We start from the raw sequence: 6000 nt of genomic DNA, 5'->3' as shown, positions 1-6000 counted from the left end.
ATATAAATTTATGAATTATATAAATTTATGAATTATTGGAAAAAATATATTGACTTTACTTTAACAAACATGTACTATTATATCATAATAGTATTGATAATCATTCTCAAAGAAAAGAGAATGAAAAAGGAGGATATATGAAAATTATTTATTGGAGTGGTACAGGAAATACTGAAGCAATGGCAAACTTAATTTTAGAAGGTATTAAGGATTCAGGAAAAGAAGGAGAATTAGTAAATATATCATCTACAGAGGTTAGGTCATTTGCTAATGAGGATTTACTTGTATTAGGTTGTCCGTCTATGGGAGATGAAGAGTTAGAAGAAGGAGAATTTTTACCTTTTCTAGAATCTATAGAAGGTGATCTAAATGGCAAAAATGTAGCTTTATTTGGTTCATATGGATGGGGATCTGGTGAATGGATGGAAAAGTTTGAAGATAGAGTTAGAGAAGTAGGAGCAACTTTACCGTTAGATTCATTAATAGTTAATTATACCCCAGAAGGTGAAGAAGCAGAGAGATGTAAAGATTACGGAAAACAAATAGCCAAGCTTATTAATTAGGCACAATAATAGTTTATTATATGACTTCATATACAACATAAATTAGTATATATTAATTTAATATATAACATTTTTCTCATAAATCAATTTAATTTGTTAATAACCCCTAAATAAGGAATCCTGAAAATCAGGATTCTTTATTTTATTCTTTTATTAATACTTTTTTTACTTCCGCTATATATAAAGTGTGATAATCCTTTTCAGGATAAAATTGCTTATCTAAAGAGGTATCGATAAAGCATTCAGGTTTAAGCTCTTGAGAATATAATTTTGAACAAATGATTGTAAGCTTTGCTTCTTCAAAAGATGGAGTATTATCAATATAAGTAGCTGTTAAATTAGTTTTAGAAAGTTTATCTTCGTCTCTACCAGATACTGATCCTAAATACCCTAAATCTTTTTTATAAGACTTATCAAAAAATGTAAGTGAAAAAGTTGAAGAAAAATCTATAAATTCCTTAGTAAATCTTTGAGGTCTTACCACTATAGAAACCACATTTTTTCCCCACATAATACCAAAGCTTCCCCAAGAAGCTGTCATTGTATTTATTTTATCCTCTTTAGCAGCAGTAATAAGCATCCAGTCATGACCTATTAATTGAAATGTACTTTGATTTAAATCTTTAGGTTCAATTTCTTTAAAACTAACCATAATATTCTCCCCCTTAGTGATTTGTTTTAGAACTTATATACTATTATATAGATATAATAAAATAAATAATATACTTTTCATATAAAAGATATTAAGATGTAATGGTTATTTTTATTAGATAATAATACAAATTAATTGTTTTCCCATAAAATTGATGATGGCATTAATTCAAAAATGCTATCAAATATCTCTAATAGATTTTCTTTTTTTATATTAGAAGATGATAATAATTGTTTATATTTTCTACTTCCCTTTTGTCCTTGAAATAAACTTTGAAGAGGTGCAATTAACGAGTGAACACTACTTCCATTATTCATTTCCTCTATTACATATGGAATATAAGCTTTTATTACTTCGCCCCTTGAAGTAGGAGCTACAACTTCGCTATTTTCATTAAGTTTATATAGTTGAGATAGAAGATAGCAATCCTCATAAGAGGCTCTTCCAATCATTACTCCATCTACCTTATTAAGAGCTTCTTTAATAGAATCTAATGTTCTAAAACCACCATTAATCTCTATGTTTAAGTAGTCAAATTCTTCTTTTAACTTATAAACCATATCATAATTAAGAGGAGGAATTTCTCTATTATCTTTTGGACTTAGGCCTTTTAATATGGCAGTTCTTGCATGAATAATGTATCTATCCGGTCTTGCTTTTGATACAGTATCTAAAAAATCTAGTAAATCATCATACCCATCCATTATAATTTTAGTTTTTTCGCTTTCTAAAACTCCTGTACCATCTATACCTATTCTATGCTTTATAGTTACAGGTTTATTTGTTGCTTCTTTCATGGCACATAAAATATCATAAACTAATTCTTTAGAAGACATTAAAGCAGCTCCCATTAAGTTCCCTGAAACCCTATCAGAAGGACATCCACAATTTAAATTAATTTCAGTATAGTTATAATCATTAGCTAATTTAACAGCTTTATAAGCATCTTCTGCATTAGAGGCTGCTATTTGAAGAGCAACAGCACCTTCTTCTTCCCTAAAATAAAGAATTTTATTTCTATCGCCATTAATAATAGATTGAGCAGTTACCATTTCTGTATAAAGTAGAGAATCTTTAGTTAAAAGTCTTGAAAAATATCTAAAATGTCTATGAGATTTATCCACCATTGGAGCAATACTAATTTTAGGTGCTTTTATATTTGAAATGTATTTTTCCATCATTTGTTTCCTTTCTTATAAGAGTCAAATAATAGCATTGTTACAAATAGAGCAAGTAATATTCCTCTACCTATGTTAAAGCCTAGCATACTTAAATTTAAAAGGTCTAAAAATACATAACCAACTATATAAACTGAACAACAAATGATTGTCCAAACTATTTTACCTTTAGTTGTTTTTGCAGCTCTGAATGGAATTTTTCCACTTCCTATTAAATATTTAAAGAAGTAATTGAAAATTATAGTAGCTATAATAAAAGATAATACAAGAGTTAATACATTAATCAAAATTTTAGCTCCTTTCAACGTTATAGTAATATTATAACATTCATTATATAAACTAAGAAAATCTTTATTTCAAATTTAATAACATTTCGTACTGGCCAACAAAATTTTCGAATCCAAGAGATAATAACATTTTTATTATAGGAGTATAGCTTTTATCTATATTAAGAATAGATATTGTATCTGATTGTGTATTTTTAATTAAATTAGTTACTATACTTGTTCCAATTCCTTTATTTCTATATTTGTGATGAACTGCAAATTGAGGAATATCACCAGTATTTTTATCGATAATTCCATAGCCAATAATATTGGATTTATCTTTCACTAACAAAAATATAAAGTTATTAATAGCTGACTTTATAGAATCAATAGAATTTTGCCAAGAAGGTTTTATATCCCAAAATTCAATTATTTGACTCCACTCTTCATCAGTTAAAGCATATTTACTTTCTGTATTGACCTTTGATGATATTTTATATTTAGATTTCTTCATTTTAAAACATTCCAATGCTCTTACAATTTCAAATCCTTGATTTTTATACAAGTTAAAAGCTGATATATTAGACTTTAACACTTCAAGTAAATAACATTCCACATCGGTTTTTACTAAATCTTTTATTAAGTAATTAAACATTAATGTAGTTATACCTTGTTTTCTATAGTTTTTTATAACTCCAGTTCCTGTGTCATAAATAGTTTTCTTGCCATTCCAGATTCTTAGCCCATTATATATAAATCCAACTAATTCATCGTTTTTGAATGCCCCAATTGAGAATTTAGGTGTATATCCTCGTCTAATTAACATGCTTTCAAAATCAGAAAGTGAAATATTAAATTTTACTTGATAGTCTGAAAATGAAGATAAAAATGTTTGATACAAGATATTAATAGATGTATTTTCTAAAGTATTATAATTGTACATTAAATCACCTCTTATAGATTTTATCGAACGCTTTTATTATTTATATGAGTTTATCATAAAAGTTAGATCATAGATATGTAAAATATAATGCAACTAGTACTTTTTCTATTTAAAGGAGATTTATATAAATTATGAAATAAAAAAATATAGAAATATTAAGATTTTATGGTACAATAGTATATAATAAAAAATAATTATTATTAATTAATAAACAATATTAGTGCATATGTTTAAAATAAGTTATTTATTAATAATAGGAGGAAGAAAAATTGATAAAGAAGCTATTAGATTTAAAATTATCAAAAGGTGTTTTTATAACATCATTATTAGCAATCATATTTACAATTATAATAGGTATTGTCGGATATTTTAGTATCAGTAAAATTAATGAAAATATAGGGATTATGTATAATAATAGTGTACAGCCTTTATCTATTGGTGCTGGAATTAGAGGAGAATTTGCTAATATGAGAATAGAAGCTAATAAAGAAATGCTTAAATATAACTTTGAATATAATGATAGCATAGATAAGCATAATGAAAAGATTCAAAGTTATTTAAGACAAATTAGCGATGTGAATAAAGATGGACAGGATTTAAAAGACTTGGATGAATTTCAATCCAATTATGAAGTTTATTTAGAGGTCTGGAAGAAAATAAATGAAGATTTAAGTAATGGAAAAAAGGTATCAGATGATGATTATAATAAATTATCAGATGTAGCAATAAAAGCGGAAGAAGCATTATTTGATTTAAAGACTCACAATATAGAAAAAGCTTATGATTTAAATAATGAAGGTAATACCATTTATATTAATTCAAGACGAGTATTTATTGCTATTATATTATTGACAATAATAATACTTTCAACTCTTTCTTATAAATTGGTTAAAATGATAAAAACTGAATCAAAAGATATGAATGAGAGATTAGAAATCTTAGCAACGGGAGATTTCACTATTAATTTAGAAGATAATAAAAACAATGAGTTTGGTACAATGAAAAGAACTTTATCAAAAATGATAAGTGAAATATCAGGGATTATCAAAGCTGTTAAGAAAGCATCAGATGCTTTAGATACACAAGCAGGGGTATTATCTGGTACTGCAGGTGAAATGTCTGTAGCTTCAGGAAATGTTACGGCTGCAATAGAAGAAGTAACTAAGGGAACCACTTCTCAAAGTGAAGATTTAGTAGATATGAATATTATAATAACTAACTTTGGTGAACAAATTGATAGTATTGTACACCTAATAGAAGATGTTAAGTTATTCTCAGAAGGCATTGGCACTATGGCTGTTAATAGTAATAGTGGTATGCAAAACTTAGTAAAATCAATAAATGAAATAAGAGAATCATTTAATAATGTATTAATTAAATTCAGCAATTTAGGTGAAAATATTAGTAAAATAAGTGATATGACAAATTTAATAAATGACATTGCAGAACAAACGAATCTATTAGCATTAAACGCATCTATTGAAGCAGCAAGAGCAGGAGAGCAAGGTCGTGGATTTGCCGTAGTTGCAGAAGAAATAAGAAATCTGGCAGAGCAATGTAGAATATCCTCTATTACCATAGATAATTTGGTTAGTGATACAAAAAGAGATAAAGATTCTATGCTTAAAACAACTGAAATTATGAGCAAAGAGTTAAATAATCAGACAGATATAGTTAATTATGCAATAAATTCTTTTGATAAAATTATTGATGGGATAAATAGTATAGTACCTAAAATTAAAATGGTAAATAAATCTGTAAACAGTATTGACTCTGATAAAAATTCTATATTAATGAAGATTGAACAGACATCTGCATCAGCAGAAGAAATTTCAGCTTCGTCAGAGGAAATTATGGCTTCATCAGAAGAAATGTACGCTTCTACTGAAGAAGTTGCATCTACAGCTCAAAGGATAAATAATATGACAAAACATTTAATGAGTAGAATAAATAAATTTAAAGTATAGTACATACTTAATATAATTTAAAGATTTATTAAAATCAAAATCAATAAAAAAAGCCAATAGTTTTCATATAGAAAAATATTGGCTTTTTAAATTACATATAAAATCCAAAATACCGGTACTCCAATTTTGATCCCTATCCTCAGATAGGTGGGTGTCCGCACAGATATTTCAATCGCCTTCAATGCCGTCTAAGGGACTCATAAGAAAGTACATTTCTATATCTAAATATTGAACTCCCGTAAAATAAATGTAGGTTCAAAATAGGAGCTTAACGCATATTTCAGAATTTATTAAATTTACTATTTAAGATTTAAAATCTATAGTGTGAATATATAATAACACTATAGATTTAAATTTTCAAGATAATTATATACAGAAATTTGGTCCTAAAAATCCAGAAGTTTTAATAATATAGTAAATTGTAGTAGTAA

The 6000-nt window shown here is 26.5% G+C and carries 6 protein-coding genes and 1 other RNA gene; 2 read left to right on the top strand and 5 right to left on the bottom strand.

Annotated features, from left to right (window positions below; translation table 11 throughout):
- Positions 1 to 137 precede the first annotated feature (137 nt).
- Positions 138 to 563 (top strand): flavodoxin, encoded by a 426-nt coding sequence (locus A500_RS15900; RefSeq protein WP_016208588.1) that lies wholly within the window; start codon positions 138 to 140, stop codon positions 561 to 563.
- Positions 564 to 705: 142 nt separating this feature from the next.
- On the opposite strand, the gene A500_RS15895 is transcribed toward A500_RS15900, so the two are convergent.
- The 4 genes from A500_RS15895 to A500_RS15880 all read right to left on the bottom strand — a co-directional run bounded on the left by A500_RS15895 (position 706) and on the right by A500_RS15880 (position 3602).
- Entirely contained in the window at positions 706 to 1215 is a 510-nt protein-coding gene (locus A500_RS15895; RefSeq protein ID WP_016208587.1) for a flavin reductase, read from the bottom strand.
- A gap of 131 nt (positions 1216 to 1346) precedes the next feature.
- Positions 1347 to 2396, bottom strand: a complete 1050-nt coding sequence (gene dusA, locus A500_RS15890) for a tRNA dihydrouridine(20/20a) synthase DusA (RefSeq protein ID WP_051993179.1) — start codon at positions 2394 to 2396, stop codon at positions 1347 to 1349.
- A complete protein-coding gene (locus tag A500_RS15885; RefSeq protein WP_016208585.1) occupies positions 2393 to 2680 on the bottom strand; it encodes a hypothetical protein in 288 nt (95 codons plus the stop codon). Before A500_RS15885 ends, dusA begins: the two co-directional genes overlap by 4 nt.
- 64 nt (positions 2681 to 2744) lie before the next feature.
- Positions 2745 to 3602 carry a GNAT family N-acetyltransferase gene (locus tag A500_RS15880; protein WP_016208584.1) on the bottom strand — a complete coding sequence of 286 codons (858 nt, stop codon included), beginning with the start codon at positions 3600 to 3602 and terminating at the stop codon, positions 2745 to 2747.
- A 269-nt stretch (positions 3603 to 3871) separates the two neighbouring features.
- Between A500_RS15880 and A500_RS15875 the strand changes: the two genes are divergently transcribed.
- Complete coding sequence (locus A500_RS15875; RefSeq protein WP_016208583.1) at positions 3872 to 5569, top strand: methyl-accepting chemotaxis protein; 1698 nt, start codon at positions 3872 to 3874, stop codon at positions 5567 to 5569.
- Positions 5570 to 5666: 97 nt separating this feature from the next.
- Here the strand turns inward: A500_RS15875 and ssrS are convergent.
- Positions 5667 to 5859, bottom strand: a non-coding RNA gene (ssrS, locus tag A500_RS20095) — 6S RNA.
- Positions 5860 to 6000: the final 141 nt, after the last annotated feature.

Source organism: Clostridium sartagoforme AAU1, from assembly GCF_000401215.1.
Classification (GTDB): Bacteria; Bacillota; Clostridia; order Clostridiales; family Clostridiaceae; genus Clostridium; species Clostridium sartagoforme.
This window is presented reverse-complemented; position numbering and strand designations above follow the sequence as displayed.